This window comes from Geodermatophilus sp. SYSU D00758 (assembly GCF_054049955.1).
Map to the genome: position 1 here is coordinate 1 of NZ_JBJGYK010000056.1, position 17,004 is coordinate 17,004.

Annotated in this window: 15 protein-coding genes and 1 rRNA gene; 11 read left to right on the forward strand and 5 right to left on the reverse strand. The window is 75.9% G+C overall.

Annotation, left to right across the window (positions count from 1 at the left end; all coding sequences use genetic code 11):
• Position 1 precedes the first annotated feature (1 nt).
• Positions 2–118 (forward strand): 5S ribosomal RNA (gene rrf, locus ACI8AC_RS23260).
• Positions 119–292: 174 nt separating this feature from the next.
• On the opposite strand, the gene ACI8AC_RS23265 is transcribed toward rrf, so the two are convergent.
• Together ACI8AC_RS23265 and ACI8AC_RS23270 are read right to left on the reverse strand one after the other, a co-directional pair.
• The gene (locus ACI8AC_RS23265) at positions 293–958 is read right to left on the reverse strand and encodes a DUF2461 domain-containing protein (RefSeq protein WP_456900224.1); all 666 of its coding nucleotides are present in this window, start codon (positions 956–958) and stop codon (positions 293–295) included.
• A complete protein-coding gene (locus ACI8AC_RS23270; protein ID WP_456900225.1) occupies positions 955–1,542 on the reverse strand; it encodes an N-acetyltransferase family protein in 588 nt (195 codons plus the stop codon). Before ACI8AC_RS23270 ends, ACI8AC_RS23265 begins: the two co-directional genes overlap by 4 nt.
• A gap of 56 nt (positions 1,543–1,598) precedes the next feature.
• Here ACI8AC_RS23270 and ACI8AC_RS23275 point away from each other — a divergent pair, with 56 nt between their 5' ends.
• The 6 genes from ACI8AC_RS23275 to ACI8AC_RS23300 all read left to right on the forward strand — a co-directional run bounded on the left by ACI8AC_RS23275 (position 1,599) and on the right by ACI8AC_RS23300 (position 7,927).
• Positions 1,599–2,906, forward strand: a complete 1,308-nt coding sequence (locus ACI8AC_RS23275) for a winged helix-turn-helix domain-containing protein (RefSeq protein WP_456900226.1) — start codon at positions 1,599–1,601, stop codon at positions 2,904–2,906.
• Positions 2,907–2,916: 10 nt separating this feature from the next.
• Complete coding sequence (locus ACI8AC_RS23280; RefSeq protein ID WP_456900227.1) at positions 2,917–3,735, forward strand: thymidylate synthase; 819 nt, start codon at positions 2,917–2,919, stop codon at positions 3,733–3,735.
• Between the two features lie 28 nt (positions 3,736–3,763).
• Positions 3,764–4,309, forward strand: a complete 546-nt coding sequence (locus tag ACI8AC_RS23285; RefSeq protein ID WP_456900228.1) for a dihydrofolate reductase — start codon at positions 3,764–3,766, stop codon at positions 4,307–4,309.
• Complete coding sequence (dapA, locus tag ACI8AC_RS23290; RefSeq protein WP_456900229.1) at positions 4,306–5,202, forward strand: 4-hydroxy-tetrahydrodipicolinate synthase; 897 nt, start codon at positions 4,306–4,308, stop codon at positions 5,200–5,202. Before ACI8AC_RS23285 ends, dapA begins: the two co-directional genes overlap by 4 nt.
• Positions 5,199–6,899, forward strand: coding sequence for a ribonuclease J (locus ACI8AC_RS23295; protein WP_456900230.1), 1,701 nt, complete (start codon positions 5,199–5,201; stop codon positions 6,897–6,899). The genes dapA and ACI8AC_RS23295 overlap by 4 nt, the downstream gene beginning before the upstream one ends.
• 86 nt (positions 6,900–6,985) lie before the next feature.
• Positions 6,986–7,927 carry a CSLREA domain-containing protein gene (locus ACI8AC_RS23300; protein WP_456900231.1) on the forward strand — a complete coding sequence of 314 codons (942 nt, stop codon included), beginning with the start codon at positions 6,986–6,988 and terminating at the stop codon, positions 7,925–7,927.
• Between the two features lie 124 nt (positions 7,928–8,051).
• Here the strand turns inward: ACI8AC_RS23300 and ACI8AC_RS23305 are convergent, their stop codons facing one another.
• The 3 genes from ACI8AC_RS23305 to ACI8AC_RS23315 are packed head-to-tail and all read right to left on the reverse strand — an operon-like array spanning position 8,052 to position 11,273.
• On the reverse strand, positions 8,052–8,726 hold the full coding sequence (locus ACI8AC_RS23305; protein ID WP_456900232.1) for an anti-sigma factor family protein: 675 nt from the start codon (positions 8,724–8,726) through the stop codon (positions 8,052–8,054).
• Entirely contained in the window at positions 8,723–9,262 is a 540-nt protein-coding gene (locus ACI8AC_RS23310) for a sigma-70 family RNA polymerase sigma factor (RefSeq protein ID WP_456900233.1), read from the reverse strand. Before ACI8AC_RS23310 ends, ACI8AC_RS23305 begins: the two co-directional genes overlap by 4 nt.
• 55 nt (positions 9,263–9,317) lie before the next feature.
• Positions 9,318–11,273, reverse strand: a complete 1,956-nt coding sequence (locus tag ACI8AC_RS23315; RefSeq protein ID WP_456900234.1) for a prolyl oligopeptidase family serine peptidase — start codon at positions 11,271–11,273, stop codon at positions 9,318–9,320.
• 255 nt (positions 11,274–11,528) lie between these two features.
• Between ACI8AC_RS23315 and ACI8AC_RS23320 the strand changes: the two genes are divergently transcribed.
• The 4 genes from ACI8AC_RS23320 (at position 11,529) to ACI8AC_RS23335 (ending at position 16,990) form a co-directional block, all read left to right on the forward strand.
• The gene (locus ACI8AC_RS23320; RefSeq protein ID WP_456900235.1) at positions 11,529–13,922 is read left to right on the forward strand and encodes a DNA translocase FtsK; all 2,394 of its coding nucleotides are present in this window, start codon (positions 11,529–11,531) and stop codon (positions 13,920–13,922) included.
• A gap of 220 nt (positions 13,923–14,142) precedes the next feature.
• Positions 14,143–15,570 carry a MiaB/RimO family radical SAM methylthiotransferase gene (locus ACI8AC_RS23325; RefSeq protein WP_456900236.1) on the forward strand — a complete coding sequence of 476 codons (1,428 nt, stop codon included), beginning with the start codon at positions 14,143–14,145 and terminating at the stop codon, positions 15,568–15,570.
• Positions 15,567–16,229 (forward strand): CDP-diacylglycerol--glycerol-3-phosphate 3-phosphatidyltransferase, encoded by a 663-nt coding sequence (gene pgsA / locus ACI8AC_RS23330; RefSeq protein WP_456900237.1) that lies wholly within the window; start codon positions 15,567–15,569, stop codon positions 16,227–16,229. The genes ACI8AC_RS23325 and pgsA overlap by 4 nt, the downstream gene beginning before the upstream one ends.
• Before the next feature lie 368 nt (positions 16,230–16,597).
• On the forward strand, positions 16,598–16,990 hold the full coding sequence (locus tag ACI8AC_RS23335) for a helix-turn-helix domain-containing protein (RefSeq protein ID WP_456900238.1): 393 nt from the start codon (positions 16,598–16,600) through the stop codon (positions 16,988–16,990).
• Positions 16,991–17,004: the final 14 nt, after the last annotated feature.

Genomic DNA, 17,004 nt, shown 5'->3' on the forward strand with positions numbered 1-17,004 from the left:
TTACGGCGGTCATGGCGAGAGGGAAACGCCCGGTCCCATTCCGAACCCGGAAGCTAAGCCTCTCAGCGCCGATGGTACTGCCCCGGAGACGGGGTGGGAGAGTAGGACACCGCCGGACAACCATTCCACGAAGGGCCCCCACCACACCGGTGGGGGCCCTTCGTCATGCCCGGAGGAGGACTCCCGGGCGCCGTTCCCCGGTTGCCATTCCGGCCCGGCCCCCCCGGCCCGGCCCCCCCGGCCCGGCCCCCCCGGCCCGGCCCGCGGCGGGGGCCCGCCGACCGCGCTGCCCTCAGCGACGGGGGCGCGGCTCCTTCGTCGTCGCCCCCACGTTGTCGGCCAACCAGTCGTTCAGCGCCGTGAGCGCGCGCCAGGCGTCCCGCACGCGCTCCAGGGACTCACGGGTGTGCAGCCACGCGGCCGGCTCCCATCGCCGGCTCGCGTGCAGCGCCCTGTGCCGCAGCAGGTCGGCACGTGGGCTCTCCGGCGCGAAGCCGGCGGGAACCCGCTTGAGGCGCTCGCCGTCCACCGTCCAGCCGCTCCCGGTCAGCCGCGACAGCTCCTGATCGAGCCGCTCGCCGGGGACGTCCGCGGCCACCGCGCGGCGGTATCGGGCGACCTGGTCGGACTCCAGCCGCCAGGCCCCGCCGGCCACCATGAGCCCCTCGGCGGACAGCTGCACGTACCAGGCCCCCGCGCCCCGGCCGTCGGACGAGACGACGGCGCCCTGGTGGGTCTTGTACGGCATCTTGTCGTTGCTGAAGCGCACGTCGCGGTAGGGGCGGAACACCTTCGCCGTCCCGAACTCCCCGGCGACCTCGTCGAGCAGTGCCTGCAGCGGCGCGCGGACGCAGTCCTCGTAGAGGGCGCGGTGCCGCGTCCAGTAGGTCTTGCTGTTGTCGGCCTCCAGGCCCTCGTAGAAGACCAGCCCCTCGTCCGGGAAGCCCTGGAACCTCACCCGCCCGCCTCCTCCAGCAGTGCGTGCCAGCGCACCTCCCGCACCGGTGCCCCCCCGGTGTCCAACGTGCGCACCCAGCCGTCCGGTGCCCAGCCCGCCGACTCCAGGAAGCGGGCGGACACCCGGTCCTGGTCGGCCAGCCAGGTCTGCAGCCGGCGGGCGCCGGATCCGCGGGCCAGGTCCGCCACCGCGGCCAGCAGCCGGCTGCCGTGACCCCGGCGGCCCCAGCGCGGCTCCACCAGCAGCGTGGCGACCTCGGTCGTCGGGCCGTCGCCCGCGGAGGTGTCACCGGGGACGACCTCGGGTGGCCCGTAGGCCGCGAAGCCGACGACCGTCTCCCGCTCGCAGGCGACCAGGACGCCGTGCGCCGGCGTCGGCGGGGTCGTGATGGCCGCGGCCCACGACCGGGCCGCGGCGTCGTCGTCCCACTCGTCCAGCACCGCTGCGGGCAGGAGGGAGCGGTAGGCCGTCCGCCAGGTGACCACCTGGACGCGCGCCACCTCGGGTGCGTCCGCGGTGCGCGCCGGGCGCACCGAGACCTCGGCGGTGCCCGTCAGGGGCGGGAACGGCGTGGTGGGGTCCACGCGGCGAGCGTAGGCGGGGGGCGGGGTGTCGTACCGGCCCGGCAGGATCGGACGTCGTGGGAGAGCCTGCCGCGCGGCACCGTGCCGTCGAGAACCGTGCCGTCGAGAACCGTGCCGTCGACGACCGCGCCCGGGGTCACCGCCCCGTCGACCGCCTCGCGACCCCGCTGGCGCGCCGGATCGCCCTGGCCGCCCAGGGGCTGGCCGACCCGCGACCGGGTGGCCCCGTCGACGCCGGCCGGCTCCGCCGCACCGCCGAGCGTCTCGCCGTCCTGCAGATCGACTCGGTCAACGTGCTCTCGCGCGCGCACTACCTGCCGGCGTTCAGCCGGCTGGGGCCCTACCCCCGGCCCGCCCTCGACGCGCTGGCCGGGCGCCGGCACCTGCTCTTCGAGTACTGGGCGCACGAGGCATCCTTCCTCCCCGTGCGGCTGCACCCCCACCTGCGCTGGCGGATGGCCGCCGCGGAGGAGCACGCCTGGGGGTCGATGGTCCGCGTCCAGCGCGAACGCCCCGGCTACGTGCAGGAAGTGCTCGACAGGGTGCGCGAGGGCGGCCCGCTCAAGGCGAGCGACCTCGCCGAGCCCCGGCCCGACCGGCCCGGCAGCATGTGGAACTGGCACGCCGGCAAGGCGGCCCTCGAGTGGCTGTTCTGGTCCGGGGTCCTGACCGCGACCCGGCGCACCGCCGGCTTCGAGCGCGTCTACGACCTCACCGAACGGGTGCTGCCGGCCGAGGTGGTCCGTGCGCCCACCCCCGAGCCGGCCGACGCGGTGCGCGAGCTGGTCCGCACGGCCTCCCGGGCGCTGGGCGTGGCCACCGAGCGGGACCTGCGCGACTACTTCCGGTTGCGCCCGGTCCCGGCCCGCGCCGCCGTCGCCGAGCTGGTGGAGGCCGGGGAGCTCCTGCCGGTCGAGGTGGCCGGCTGGTCGGCGCCCGCGTGGCTGCACCCCGGGGCGCGCCGGCCCCGGCGGGTGCTCGCCCGGGCCCTGGTCAGCCCCTTCGACTCGCTGGTCTGGGAGCGGCCACGCGTCGAGCGGCTGTTCGGCTTCCGCTACCGCCTGGAGATCTACACGCCGGCCGCGCAGCGGGTGCACGGCTACTACGTGCTGCCCTTCCTCCTCGGCGACCGGCTCGTCGCCCGCGTCGACCTCAAGGCCGACCGGAAGGCCGGGGCGCTGCTGGTGCAGGCGGCCTTCGCCGAGCCCGGGGTCGACCGCCGCGAGGTCGCCGCCGAGCTGGCCGAGGAGCTGGCGCTGATGGCCGGCTGGCTCGAGCTCGACCGGGTGCTCGTGGCCGGGCGCGGCGACCTCGCGGCGGACCTCACGGTGTCGACGTCCGGGCCCCCGGCGGTCGGCGCCTAGGGTGGGTGGCGTGGGGAGCGCGGACGGCCGGCCGGTGGACACGCAGTACGAGGACCTCCTTCGCCGGGTGCTGGAGACCGGCACACCCAAGCAGGACCGCACCGGCACGGGCACCGTCAGCCTGTTCGGCGAGCGGCTGCGCTACGACCTCTCCCGGTCCTTCCCGCTGGTCACCACCAAGCGGGTGCACTTCAAGTCGGTGGCCGTCGAGCTGCTGTGGTTCCTCCGCGGGGACGGCAACGTGCAGTGGCTGCGCGACCACGGGGTCACGATCTGGGACGAGTGGGCCTCGCCGACCGGTGACCTCGGTCCGGTCTACGGCGTCCAGTGGCGGTCGTGGCCGACGCCGGACGGCGGGAGCATCGACCAGCTCGCGGCCGTCCTCGACACCCTGCGCACCGACCCCGACTCCCGGCGCATGGTCGTCTCCGCGTGGAACGTCGCCGCGCTGCCCGACATGGCGCTCGCGCCCTGCCACGCGCTGTTCCAGTTCCACGTCGCAGACGGCCGGCTGTCCTGCCAGCTCTACCAGCGCAGCGCCGACCTCTTCCTCGGCGTGCCCTTCAACATCGCCAGCTACGCGCTGCTGACCCGCATGGTCGCCGACCAGGTGGGCCTGGCACCCGGCGACCTCGTCTGGGTCGGCGGGGACTGCCACGTCTACAGCAACCACGTCGAGCAGGTGACCCAGCAGCTCTCCCGCGAGGTGCGACCCTTCCCGTCGCTGGAGCTGGCCCCCGCGCCGTCGCTGTTCGACTACACCTACGAGCACTTCGCCGTGCACGGCTACGACCCGCACCCGGCGATCAAGGCGCCGGTGGCGGTGTGAAGAGCCTCTCGCGGTCGCCGGGGCGCCCGTGACCGTCCGGCTGGTCTGGGCGCAGGCCCGGGGCGGCGTCATCGGGGCCGAGGGCGGGCTGCCCTGGCACCTGCCCGAGGACCTGCGCCGCTTCCAGCAGCTCACCACCGGCTCGACGGTCGTCATGGGTCGGCGCACCTGGGACTCGCTGCCCGGGCGGGCGCGGCCGCTGCCGCGGCGGACCAACGTCGTCCTGACCGGTGACCCCGGCTGGTCGGCAGAGGGCGCGCAGCGCGCGGGCTCGGTGGCCGAGGTCCTGGCCGCCCACCCCGACTGCTGGGTCATCGGCGGTGGGCGGGTCTACGCCGCCTTCCTGCCCCACGCCGACCGCCTGGTGGTCACCGACGTCGACGTCGCGGTCGACGGCGACACCTGGGCCCCGGCGCTCGACGGGGGCTGGACGCGGGTGGCGCGCGACCCCGCCTCCGGCTGGGCGACCTCGACGAGCGGCCTGCGCTGGGCGGTGTCGGAGTTCCGCCGCGCCGACGCCGATCCCGCGGGGCCGGATCGCGACCGGCGGCGGTCGGTAGATTCACCCCCATGACCCGCGACCCCGCCCGGCCCTTCGGGCGCGTCCTCACGGCGATGGTCACCCCCCTGGCCGAGGACGGCTCGATCGACCTCGCCGGCGCCCAGGAACTGGCCGCCCACCTGGTCGACCGGGGCGCCCACGACGGGCTCGTCGTCTCCGGGACCACGGGGGAGTCGCCCACGCTCAGCGACGCCGAGCAGCGCGCCGTCCTCGAGGCGGTCCTCGACGCGGTCGGTGACCGGGCGACCGTGGTCGCCGGCGTGGGCACCAACGACACCGCCCACTCCATCGACAAGGCCCGCGACGCCGAACGGCTCGGCGCCCACGGCCTCATGGTCGTGACGCCGTACTACAACAAGCCCCCGCAGGCGGGGCTGCTGCGGCACTTCACCGCCGTCGCCGACGCCACCGACCTGCCGGTGATGCTCTACGACATCCCGCCGCGCACGGTCGTGCCAATCGAGGTGGAGACCCTCGTCCGGGCCGCCGAGCACCCGCGCATCGTGGCGGTGAAGGACGCGAAGGCGGACCTCGGCGCCGTCGCCTGGACCCTCGCCCGTACCGACCTCGCCTACTACAGCGGCGAGGACATGCTCAACCTGCCGCTGCTGGCCCTCGGCGCCGTCGGCGTGGTCAGCGTGGTGGGCCACCTGGTCGGTCCCCGGCTCGCCGAGCTCATCGCGGCCGTGGAGTCGGGGGACCTGACCAAGGCCCGCGAGATCAACGACAGCCTGCTGCCGGTCTACACCGGCACCTTCCGCACCCAGGGGGTCATCCTCGTGAAGGCGGCGCTCAACGCGCTCGGCCTGCCGGCCGGCCCGGTCCGTCCCCCGCTGGTCGACGCCACGCCCGAGCAGCTCGAGCAGCTGCGCGCCGACCTGGCCGCCGGCGGGGTGGTCCTGTGACCATCGCCGGGCACCAGCCGCACCTGGACCTGCAGGCGCCCCCGCCGCTGCCCGACGGCGGGCTGCGGGTGATGGCCCTCGGCGGCCTGGGCGAGATCGGCCGCAACATGGCGGTGCTGGAGTTCGACGGGAAGCTGCTCGTCGTCGACTGCGGGGTGCTCTTCCCCGAGGCCGAGCAGCCCGGTGTCGACCTGATCCTGCCCGACTTCGGGGTGATCCAGCACCGGCTCGACGACATCGCCGCCGTCGTCCTCACCCACGGGCACGAGGACCACATCGGCGCCATCCCCTACCTGCTGCGGATGCGCGGTGACATCCCGCTGGTCGGGTCGCGGTTCACCCTGGCGCTGGTCAAGGCCAAGCTCCGCGAGCACCGGATCGACCCGCGCCTGGTCGAGGTCGCCGCCGGCGACGACCACCTCGCCGGCCCGTTCCACTGCGAGTTCATCAGCGTCAACCACTCGATCCCCGATGCGCTGGCCGTCGCCGTCCACACGCCGGCCGGGCTCGTGGTCCACACCGGCGACTTCAAGATGGACCAGCTGCCCCTCGACGGCGTCCTCACCGACCTCGGCGCGTTCGCCCGCCTCGGTATCGAGGGCATCGACCTGCTGATGGCCGACTCCACGAACGCCGAGGTGCCCGGCTTCGTCACCTCCGAGCGGGCCATCGGACCGGTCATCGAGGACGTCTTCCGCCGCGCCACCCAGCGGCTGATCGTCTCCAGCTTCGCCAGCCACGTGCACCGCATCCAGCAGGTCCTCGACGCCGCGGAGGTGCACGGCCGCAAGGTGGCGCTCGTCGGCCGGTCGATGGTCCGCAACATGGGCGTGGCCCGGGACCTCGGGCTGCTGCGGGTCGCCCCCGGGCTCATGGTGAGCCTGGACGAGGCGACGAGCATGCCGCCCGAGCAGGTGGTGCTGGTCAGCACCGGGTCGCAGGGCGAGCCGCTGTCGGCGCTCGGGCGGATGGCCCGCGGCGAGCACCACCAGGTGACCATCGAGGCCGGCGACACGATCGTGCTGGCCTCCTCCCTGGTGCCCGGCAACGAGACCGCCGTCTACAAGGTGATCAACGGCCTGGCCCGGCTCGGGGCCACCGTCGTCCACAAGGAGACGGCGATGGTGCACGTCTCCGGCCACGCGCCGGCCGGGGAGTTGCGCACCCTGCTCAACGTGGCCAAGCCGCGGCACCTCATGCCCGTGCACGGCGAGTGGCGGCACCTGCGCGCCCACGCCGCGCTCGCCGGGCAGACCGGCATGCCCACCGACCGGGTGCTCCTGGCCGAGAACGGCGTGGTCGTCGACCTCGTCGACGGGAAGGCCTCCATCGTCGGCAGCGTCCCGGTCGGCGACGTGTACGTCGACGGGCTCAACGTCGGAGACGTGGGGGAGGAGTCGCTGCAGGAGCGGCGCATCCTCGGGGACGAGGGGTTCGTGGCGCTCACCGTCGTCATCGAGCCCTCCACCCGCACCATCGTCCGGCCGGTCCACCTCTCCGCCCGCGGCTTCGCCGACGACCCGTCGGTGTTCGACCCGGCGCTGCAGCTGGTCGAGGACGCGCTGCGGCGCACGCTCGCCGACGGCGAGACCGACCCGCACCGGTTGTCCCAGGTGATCCGACGGACGGTCGGCAAGTGGGTCTCGGACACCCACCGCCGGCGGCCCATGATCATCCCCACCGTCCTCGAGGTCTGATCGAACGCGGCTGCACCGCCTCCCGCATCCCCTGACGTCCGGCGCCCACCGGCGCGGTCAGCGAGGACGACGAGGGAGACGACGACATGCGGACGAGACGACTGGCGGGAGCGGCACTGTCGGCCGTGGCGCTGGGCCTGGTCACGGCCGGGCCGGCCCTGGCCGAGGACCACGGTCCCCGCGGGGGAGGGGACCGGTCGCACGGCGAGGGATGGCGCTCCGGGGACGGCGACCGTGGCGACCGGCGGGACCGCGGTGACGGCGACCGGCTCCGGGTCACCACGGCCGCCGACACCGTGGACGCCGCGCCGGGGGACGGCCGGTGCGCCGACATGGACGGCGCCTGCTCGCTGCGCGCGGCGGTCCAGGAGGCCAACGCCCTCGGCGGGGGGACGATAGAGCCGGCGGAGGGCACCTACGCCCTCTCCCTGGCCGGCACGGGGGAGGACGCCGCGGCGACCGGCGACCTCGACGTGACCGGGCGGCTGACCCTCCGCGGCGGCGGGGCCACCGTGGACGCCCGGGGCCTGGACCGCGTGTTCGACGTGCGGCCCGGGGCGTGGCTGCACCTGGAGGCCGTCACCGTCACCGGCGGGGCGGCACGGGGTACAGGGCTACCGGCCTCCGGCGGCGGCCTGCTCAACGCCGGCACGCTGCACCTCGAGCGGAGCACGGTCACCGGCAACACCGCGGTGCGCGCCGGCGGCGGCATCGAGGCCTCGGCCGGCTCCACCACCACGGTGTCCCGGTCCACGCTGTCGCGCAACGCCACCGGCGCCGGCCCCGGCAACGGCGGTGGCCTGCACCTGACCGGTGCGGGCACGGTCACCGTCGAGCGCAGCACCGTCACCGGCAACGCCGCCGCCGCCGAGGGCGGGGGCCTGTGGAACTCCGAGCCCGGCACCATGACCGTCACCCGCACCGGGATCCGGGGCAACCGGGCACCCGTCGGGCCGGACGTGTTCCAGGACGGCAACGGCACCGGCTTCACCGCCGACGGGCGGACCGTGCCGGCGAACGGCAGCTGACCCCCGAGAACAGGCCCCGGCCCCACGGGGGTGGGCCGGGGTCGTCGACCGCGCCGGGCGGGGGAGACCCTCGCCCGGCGCGGTCGCGTCCGGCGGGTGGCGGTCGCCGGTCGGGCCCCTCGGATCAGAACCGCGAGGTCAGGACGACGTCCCCCGCGGCGTCGACGACGGTGAAGCCGACCGCGTCCTCGCGCAGCACGAAGGCGTTGAGGTTGCAGTCCAGCTGGTCCGGCCCGACGCCGATGAACCCCCCGGCGGGCACCTCGGCGCCGGCCTCGTCGGTCACCCACACCCGGTGCGCCTCGCCGGCGGTGAAGCCCTCGCCGGAGAGCCGGACCTCCACCCCCCAGGTGTGCGGGATGACGTCCGCGCTGGCCTGCACGCCCTCCTCCAGGACCTCGACCGCGACCGCCTCCAGAGGAGGTGGCGGGGGCACCGGCCGGGCGAGCCAGCCGACGCCGAACGCCGACGCGGCGACGGCCGCGGCCGCCCCGGCCGTGGCCAGCCGGCGCCGGGTGACCGGCCGGCGCCGGCTGGCCCGTCGCTCCTCGGCGATGCGGGCGAGCACCGCCGCGCCGAGGCCGGGCGGCGGGGTGGGCGTCTCGTCGAGCCGGTCGGGGTCGACGCCGTCCAGCCGGGCGGCCAGCGGCAGCAGGGGCGCCAGCTCGGCCCGGCACCCCGCGCAGCCGTCCAGGTGGGCCCGCACGGCCGCGCGCTCCTCCGGCGTGCCGTGCCCGAGGGCGTAGACGCCCAGCTGCTCGCGCAGCGCCCGGTGCTCCTCCCGCGGCAGCTCGCTCACGGTTCCACCCCCAACTCGTCGAGCGCGAGGCGCAGGGCCTTGAGGCCGTAGAAGACCCGGCTGCGCAGCGTGCCCACCGGGACGCCGAGCTCGGCGGCCACCTCGGCGTGCGGGCGGCCGCGCAGGTGGGTCTGCACGATCGCCGCCCGGTGCTCCGGGGAGATCCGCCGCAGCGCCTCCTCCACCACCCAGGCGTCGACCACCCGGTCGTCGACGCCCCCGACCGGCGGGACCTGCACGTCGCCGGGCTCGGTGAGGCTGCGCTGCCACGGCCGCACGGCCACCCGCCGGACCTCGTCGACGACCACGTTGCGGGCGATGGCGAACAACCACGTGCGCAGGCCCGCCAGCTCCGGGTCGAAGGAGTCCGAGGCCCGCCAGGCCCTCAGGAACACCTCCTGGACGACGTCCTGGGCCGCGTGGTCGTCGCCGAGCTGGCGCAGCGCGAAGCGGTACAGCTCCGGCCCGTGCGCGGCGTAGGCGGCGCGCACGTCGAGCGGCCCGGCGGCCTCGCGCCTGCGGGCAGGCCTCGTCACGGCGTTCCCGGATGACGGTCCACGCCCCTGCCTACGGCGCCGGTGGTCGCCGCGTTCAGCCGACCGGCCGCACGACCTCGATCGGCGCGATCCCCTCGCCCTCCGGCAGGGGGAAGCCCCACACCTGCGCGTAGAACGACAGCTCGCCGTCCAGCGCGGCCCGGATGTTCTCGGCGCGCCGGAACCCGTGCTGCTCCCCGGGGAAGAGCAGGTAGGCGTGCGGGACGCCCTTCGCGCGCAGGGCGGCCACGATCGCCTCGGCCTGCTCCGGCGGGACGACGCGGTCCTCCTCGCCCTGGAACACCGCCAGCGGGGTGTCGAAGGCGTCGACGTGGCTGATCGGCGAGCGCTCGGCGTAGACGTCGGCCCCCGACGGCCACGGGGCGACCAGCCCGTCGAGGTAGCGCGATTCGAACTTGTGGGTGTCCCGGGCGAGAGCCGCGAGGTCGGCGACGCCGAAGTGGCTGGCCCCCGCGGAGAAGACGCCGGGCCGCAGGCACAGCGCGGCCAGGGTCGTGTAGCCGCCGGCCGAGCCACCGCGGATCGCCATCCGGGCGGGGTCCACCCGGCCGGTGCCGGCGAGGTGCTGCGCGCAGGCGACCACGTCGTCGAGGTCGACGACGCCCCAGTTGCCCTTGAGGGCCTCCCGGTACCGCCGGCCGTAGCCGACGGAGCCGCGGTAGTCGACGTCGGCCACGCAGAACCCGCGGGAGGTCCAGTACTGCACCTCCAGGTCCAGCGCGGGGATGGCCGCGCCCGTCGGCCCGCCGTGCACCACGACCAGCAGCGGGGGCAGCTCGTCCTCGGGCGCCGTGACGTCCGGGTTGGTCGGCGGGTAGACCAGCGCGTGCGCCTCCGCGATGCCGGTGCCGCGGTCCTCGGTCGGGAAGGTGACGTGCTCGGGCCGGGAGAACCACGCCGGGTCCAGCCCCAGGTCGCGCGCCGGGCGCAGGACCTCGACCGCGGCCCCGTCCACCGGCACCCGCAGGACGACGGGCTCGGACACCGGTCCGGCCGCGACGCAGACGACCGCGCCGTCCGCCGCCGTGACGTACCGGAAGACCGTGTACGGCAGGTCCAGCTCGCGCAGGCCGCCGTCCTCGGAGACGGCGAGCCGGTCGCGACCGTCCCGGGCGTAGGCCAGCACCACCCGGCCGTCGGGCAGCAGCGCGTACCGGCTCTGCCCGAACACCCACTGCGGTCCGGCGATGTCGCAGCCGACGTCCACCACGCACTCCACCTCGCCGTGCGGCCGGCGCCGGTACAGCGACCAGACGCCGGACCGGTCGCTGAGCCACCACAGCGCGAGATCCTCGCCCCACACCGGCTGCACCACCGACTCACCGGGCCCCCCGGCCAGCACGTGCTCGGTGCCGTCGGCGGCCCGGACGACCAGCTGCGCGGCGTCCCACGGCATGTCCGGGTGGTCCCACCGCAGCCACGCCAGCGTGACGCCGTCGGGTGCCGGCCGGGGGTCGGAGACGAAGTCGGTGCCGCCGGCCAGCACCTCCATCCCGCCGTCGGGCCGGATGCGGACGACCTCGTTGACGACGTCGGCCGCGGCCCCGCCCGGGGCGTGGGTCTCCCGGACCGCGAGCAGCCCGCCGCCCGGCGTCGCGGTCAGGTCGGCGAAGCGCAGCCCCGAGGGCACGTCCGGCTCCGGCGTTCCGGCCACCGGCTCGGCCCCGCCCGGGGCGAGCCGGTACAGCCGCTGGTCGCTGAACTCGGTGAACCAGAGGACGCCGTCGCGGACGGTCCAGGCGCCGCCGCCGTACTCGTGCACACGGGTGCGGGCGTTCCAGGGGGCGGGCAGGACGTCGGTCGTGGTGCCGTCGGCAGAGCGGCGCACGAGGACCGAGCGCCCACCCTCCTCGGGGCGGCCCTCCGACCACCAGACGTCGGTGCCGTCGACGCGCACCTCGCCCAGCCGCGCGGCGGCCCGGACGACCAGCTCGGAGGTGATGGGCGTCGGCCAGCTCCCGCAGGGCCGGCCGGGTGACGTCGTCGGCACGGCCCGACCGTAGGTGGCGGACACGTCGGCGTCGCCTGCCCCCGGCGCGGGCCGGGGGAGATTACGGTCTGACGCATGCCTGCTCGCAGCACGACCACCCGCACGTCGGGGCGGTCGTCCGCGCGCGGCCGCTCGGGCTCCGGGTCGACCGCGTCCCGGAAGCGGCCACCCGCCAAGCGACCCGCCGCGAAGCGGCCCTCCGGGAGCCGCAGGCCCGCCGCCGCGCGCTCCTCGGGCCCCGGTCTGTGGGGTGTGGTGAGCGGCGCCTGGTCGCTCGTGGCGCGCGGCGCCGGCGGCCTGGCCCGCTCGGTCGCCCGCCCGGAGGAGGCCGAGCCGCTGGCCCCCGAGCACCGCCGGGACGGCGTCGGGCTGGCCGTGCTCGGCCTGGCCGTCGTGCTCGGTGCCGCCGCGTGGACGACCGGCATCGGCCCGGTGGGCGCGGGGCTGGCCGGTGCCGTGCGCTGGGTCGTCGGCTCGCTGGTCGTGGTGCTGCCGGTCGTCCTCTTCCTCGCCGCGCTGCGGCTGCTGCGCCGGGGGCCCCGCCCCGAGGCGCGCGGCCGGCTGGCGATCGGCTGGCTGTGCACGGTCGTCGCGGTGCTCGGCATCGCCCACGTGGTCGGCGAGCCCGCCGTCCCGGCCGCCGGGCGCCCCGGCTCCGGGGGACTGCTCGGCTGGGCCGTCGCGACCCCGCTGGAGGCCGGGGTCGGCGCCGTGGTCGCCGTCGTCCTGCTGGTGCTCGCCGCCTTCTTCGGCCTGCTCGTGCTCACCGCCACCCCGGTGCACCAGATCCCCGAGCGGCTGCGCGACCTCGGCGACCGGCTGCTCGGCCAGGCGCACGACGACGAGGCGCACGACGACGAGGCGCACGACGACGAGGCGCACGACGAGGACGCCTACGACGACTGGGACGGCGACGAGGACGACGGGGCGCCGGCCGAGCCCCCCGCCCCGCGGCGCTCCCGGCGCCGGGCGTCGCTGTCGGAGGACCTGCTCGAGACCGGCCCGGTCGACCTGCCCGCCGTGGACACCGCCGCCTACGACGAGGCCGGCGACGCCGTCCGCACCGAGCCGCCGCCCCCGCCGGTGCCCACGCGCGGGGCCCCGGTGGTCGACCGCACGGCCCCGCCCGAGGAGCTCGAGCCGGTCACCGAGCCCGAGCAGCTGCGGATCGAGCCGGTCGAGGGCGAGTACACGCTGCCGTCGGTCGCGCTGCTGCGCCCCGGCACGCCGCCGCGCAAGGAGTCGCAGGCCAACGGCGTGGTCGTCGAGGCCATCCGCGGCGTGCTCACCCAGTTCAACATCGACGCCGACGTCACCGGCTACACCCGCGGCCCCACGGTCACCCGCTACGAGGTCGAGCTCGGCCCGGCGGTCAAGGTCGAGAAGATCACCGCGCTGACCCGCAACCTCGCCTACGCGGTGGCCAACGACAACATCCGCATCCTGGCGCCGATCCCCGGCAAGTCCGCGGTCGGCATCGAGGTGCCCAACGCCGACCGCGAGACGGTCAGCCTCGGCGACGTCATGCGCTCGGCGGCGGCCAAGCAGGACCCGCACCCGATGCTGGTGGGCCTGGGCAAGGACATCGAGGGCGGCTTCGTCTGCGCCAACCTGGCGAAGATGCCGCACCTGCTGGTCGCCGGCGCCACCGGTGCCGGGAAGTCCAGCTGCATCAACTCGCTGCTGACCTCGCTGCTGCTGCGGGCCACGCCGGAGCAGCTGCGGATGATCCTGGTCGACCCGAAGATGGTCGAGCTGACGCCCTACGACGGCATCCCGCACCTCATCACGCCGATCATCACCGACCCCAAGAAGGCCTCCACCGCGCTGGCCTGGCTGGTCGAGGAGATGGAGCAGCGCTACCAGGACATGCGGGCCACCGGCGTCCGGCACATCGACGACTTCAACCGCAAGGTCGAGCGCGGGGAGATCACCGCCCCGCCCGGCAGCGAGCGGGTCTACCGGCCCTACCCGTACATCCTCACGATCGTCGACGAGCTCGCCGACCTGATGATGGTCGCCCCCCGCGACGTCGAGGACTGCATCGTCCGGATCACGCAGAAGGCCCGCGCCGCCGGTATCCACCTGGTGCTGGCCACCCAGCGCCCGTCGGTCGACGTGGTCACCGGCCTCATCAAGGCCAACGTGCCCTCGCGGCTGGCGTTCTCCACGTCGAGCCTCACCGACAGCCGGGTCATCCTCGACCAGCCCGGCGCGGAGAAGCTCATCGGCATGGGTGACGCCCTCTTCATGCCGATCGGCGCGGGCAAGCCCCAGCGGGTGCAGGGCGCCTACGTCTCGGACACCGAGATCGAGGCGGTCGTCGAGTTCACCAAGCGGCAGGCCGAGCCCGAGTACCGGGAGGAGGTCTTCACCGCCGGCGGTGGCGAGAAGAAGGAGATCGACGAGGACATCGGCGGGGACCTCGAGCTGCTCGTCCAGGCCGTCGAGCTCGTCGTCACCAGCCAGTTCGGGTCGACCTCGATGCTGCAGCGCAAGCTCCGGGTCGGCTTCGCCAAGGCCGGCCGGCTCATGGACCTCATGGAGAGCCGCGGCATCGTCGGCCCCTCCGAGGGGTCCAAGGCCCGCGACGTCCTCATCAAGCCCGAGGAGCTCGAGTCGGTGGTGTTCACGCTGCGCGGGGAGTAAGAGGACCCCGTCCTCCGCACCCCTCGCAGGCTCGGGGCGGGCCTCGGGACGGGGCCGCCCTGCCCCCCCGGCACCCGCACGCTCGTGCCGGGGCCGGCAAGGGGGCCGCCGTCCTCCGCGCCCCTCGCAGGCTCGTGCCGGGGCCCGGCCGGAGGGGCCGCCGTCGCGGGTGCCCGTCGCGTCCCCGGCCCGCGCCGGAGGCGCCGACTACGATGGACCGGTGAGCGCTGCGCCCGACCCTGCCCGGACCGTGGCGGTGGTGACCCTCGGGTGCGCCCGCAACGAGGTCGACTCCGAGGAGCTGGCCGGCCGGCTCGCCGCCGACGGCTACCGGCTCGTGGAGGACGCCGACGGGGCCGACGCCGTCCTGGTGAACACCTGCGGCTTCATCGAGTCGGCGAAGAAGGACTCGGTCGACGCGATCCTGGCCGCCACCGACTCCGGGGCCCGGGTGGTCGCGGTCGGCTGCATGGCCGAGCGGTACGGCTCCGAGCTGGCCGGGGCGCTGCCCGAGGCCACCGTGCTCGGTTTCGACGACTACGCCGCGATCGGCGACCGCCTCGACGACGTCCTCGCCGACCGGTCGCTGGTGCCCCACGACCCGCGCGACCGCCGCACCCTGCTGCCGATCAGCCCGGTCGCCCGCGGTGCGGCGGCCACGGCCGAGGACGCCCCGGCCATCCCCGGCCACGGGTGGGTGCAGCGCCGGCGGCTGGCCGGCGGCCCCTCCGCGGCGCTCAAGCTGGCCTCCGGCTGCGACCGGCGCTGCGCCTTCTGCGCCATCCCCACCTTCCGGGGCTCGTTCGTGTCCCGCCCGCCGGCCGAGGTCCTCGGTGAGGCCCAGTGGCTGGCCGGGCAGGGCGTCACCGAGCTGGTCCTCGTCAGCGAGAACTCGACGTCCTACGGCAAGGACCTCGGCGACCTGCGGTCGCTGGAGCGCCTGCTGCCGCGCCTGGCCGGCATCGAGGGCGTCGCCCGCGTGCGGGTGGCCTACCTGCAGCCGGCCGAGCTGCGCCCCGACCTCCTCGAGGTCATCGCCGCGACAGACGGCGTCGCGCCCTACTTCGACCTGTCCTTCCAGCACTCCTCGCCCGGGCTGCTGCGCCGGATGCGCCGCTTCGGCGGCACCGACGACTTCCTCGCGCTGATCGAGCGGGCCCGCGCGCTGTCCCCGACGGCGGGGTTCCGCACCAACGTCATCCTCGGGTTCCCCGGGGAGACCGAGGACGACGTCGCCGAGCTCGAGCGGTTCCTGACCGACGCGCGCCTCGACGCGGTCGGGGTCTTCGGCTACTCCGACGAGGAGGGCACCGAGGCGATCGGCCTGGGCGGCAAGCTCGACCGGGCCGAGATCGACGCGCGGGTCCGCCGGATCACCGACCTGGTCGAGGAGCTGACCGCGCAGCGCGCCGAGGACCGCATCGGCGAGCGGGTCGAGGTGCTGCTCACCGAGGACCTCTCCGCCGACGAGGGGCCCGGGGTGTGGCTGGGCCACAGCGCCCACCAGGACCCGGAGTCGGACGGGACGACCACGGTCACCGGCGTGCCGGCGGACGCCGTCCCCGGCCGGGTGGTGGCCGCCGAGGTCGTCGGCACGGAGGGGGTCGACCTGGTCGCCGCCGCGCTGGTGCCCGCGGTGCGCGCATGACCCCACCCGCCGACCCGGCCGCCAGCCCCCCCGCGTCGACGCGGGTGCTCAACCTGCCGAACGCGCTGACGGTCCTGCGGTTGGCGGTGGTGCCGGTCTTCGCCGTCCTGCTGCTCACCGACGGCGGGATGGACGACGACCGGCGCTACTGGGCGACGCTCTTCTTCGGCCTGGCGATCATCACCGACCGCTACGACGGGATGATCGCCCGGCGGCGGGGCCAGGTGACCGAGTTCGGCAAGCTCGCCGACCCGATCGCCGACAAGGCGCTGACCGGCACCGCGCTCATCGGCCTCTCCGTGCTGTCCCTGCTCGCGTGGTGGGTGACGGTGGTCATCCTGGTCCGCGAGATCGGGGTGACCCTGCTGCGGTTCTGGGTGCTGCGGCACGGGGTGATCGCGGCCAGCCGGGGCGGCAAGGCCAAGACGGTGATGCAGGCCCTCGCGATCGGGCTCTACATCCTCCCGCTCGAGGGGGCGCTGGCCACCGCGCGCTGGTGGGTCATGGCCGCGGCCCTCGTGCTCACCGTGCTCACCGGCCTGGACTACGTCTGGCGCGCCCTGGTGCTGCGTCGCACGAGCGCGCGGGCGATGCGCGCGGCCGCCGCCCGCCGGGCGGCGGGACGGCCCGGCGGGTCCCGCAGCGACGCCGCCGCCTGAGAAGGGACCCCGTCCTCCCCACCCCTCGCAAGCTCGGGGCGGGCCCCGGGACGGGGCCGCCCTGCCCCCCGGCACTCGCGAGCTCGCGCCGGGGCCCTGCAGGGGGCCACCGTCCTCCCCACCCCTCGCAGGCCCGGGACGGGCCCCGGGACGGGGCCGCCCTGCCCCCCGGCACTCGCGGGCTCGGGGCGGCGCAGGTCGGCAGACAGCCGGCGCGACGACGGGGAAGGGTCGATCGGCCCGGGGCGTTACGCCCTGAGCGGACGCGCCCGGGATGGCGCGGTGCCCGTCGGGGGTGCCGCGTACCGTGAGCGCACGGCGCCCTCGAGGAGCCGCCGTACCCCGCACCGGCAGGACAGGAGACGGCCATGACGCTGCTGCGCACCCAGCTCGGGAGCACCCTGCGCGGCCACCGGCTGCGCCAGCGCCGCACGCTGCGGGACGTCTCCGGCGCCGCCCGCGTGAGCCTGGGGTACCTCTCCGAGGTCGAGCGCGGCCAGAAGGAGGCCTCCTCCGAACTGCTGGCCTCGATCTGCGACGCCCTGGAGGTGGAGCTGGCCGACCTGCTCGCCGAGGTGAGCCGCGAGCTGCGGCACGCCGACGGCGGCGTGCGGCCGCTCGCCCCCGCCGAGCCGACCGTCGCCGAGGAGGCCGGCGCCGCGGTGGCCACCGCCGAGGAGCCCGCGCTCGCCCTGGTCGGCGGGCCGGCGCCCGCCCGCGCGTCGCGCGGTCGGGGTGAGGCGGTGTCGCTGGCCGCCTGAGCCGCGACACGCGG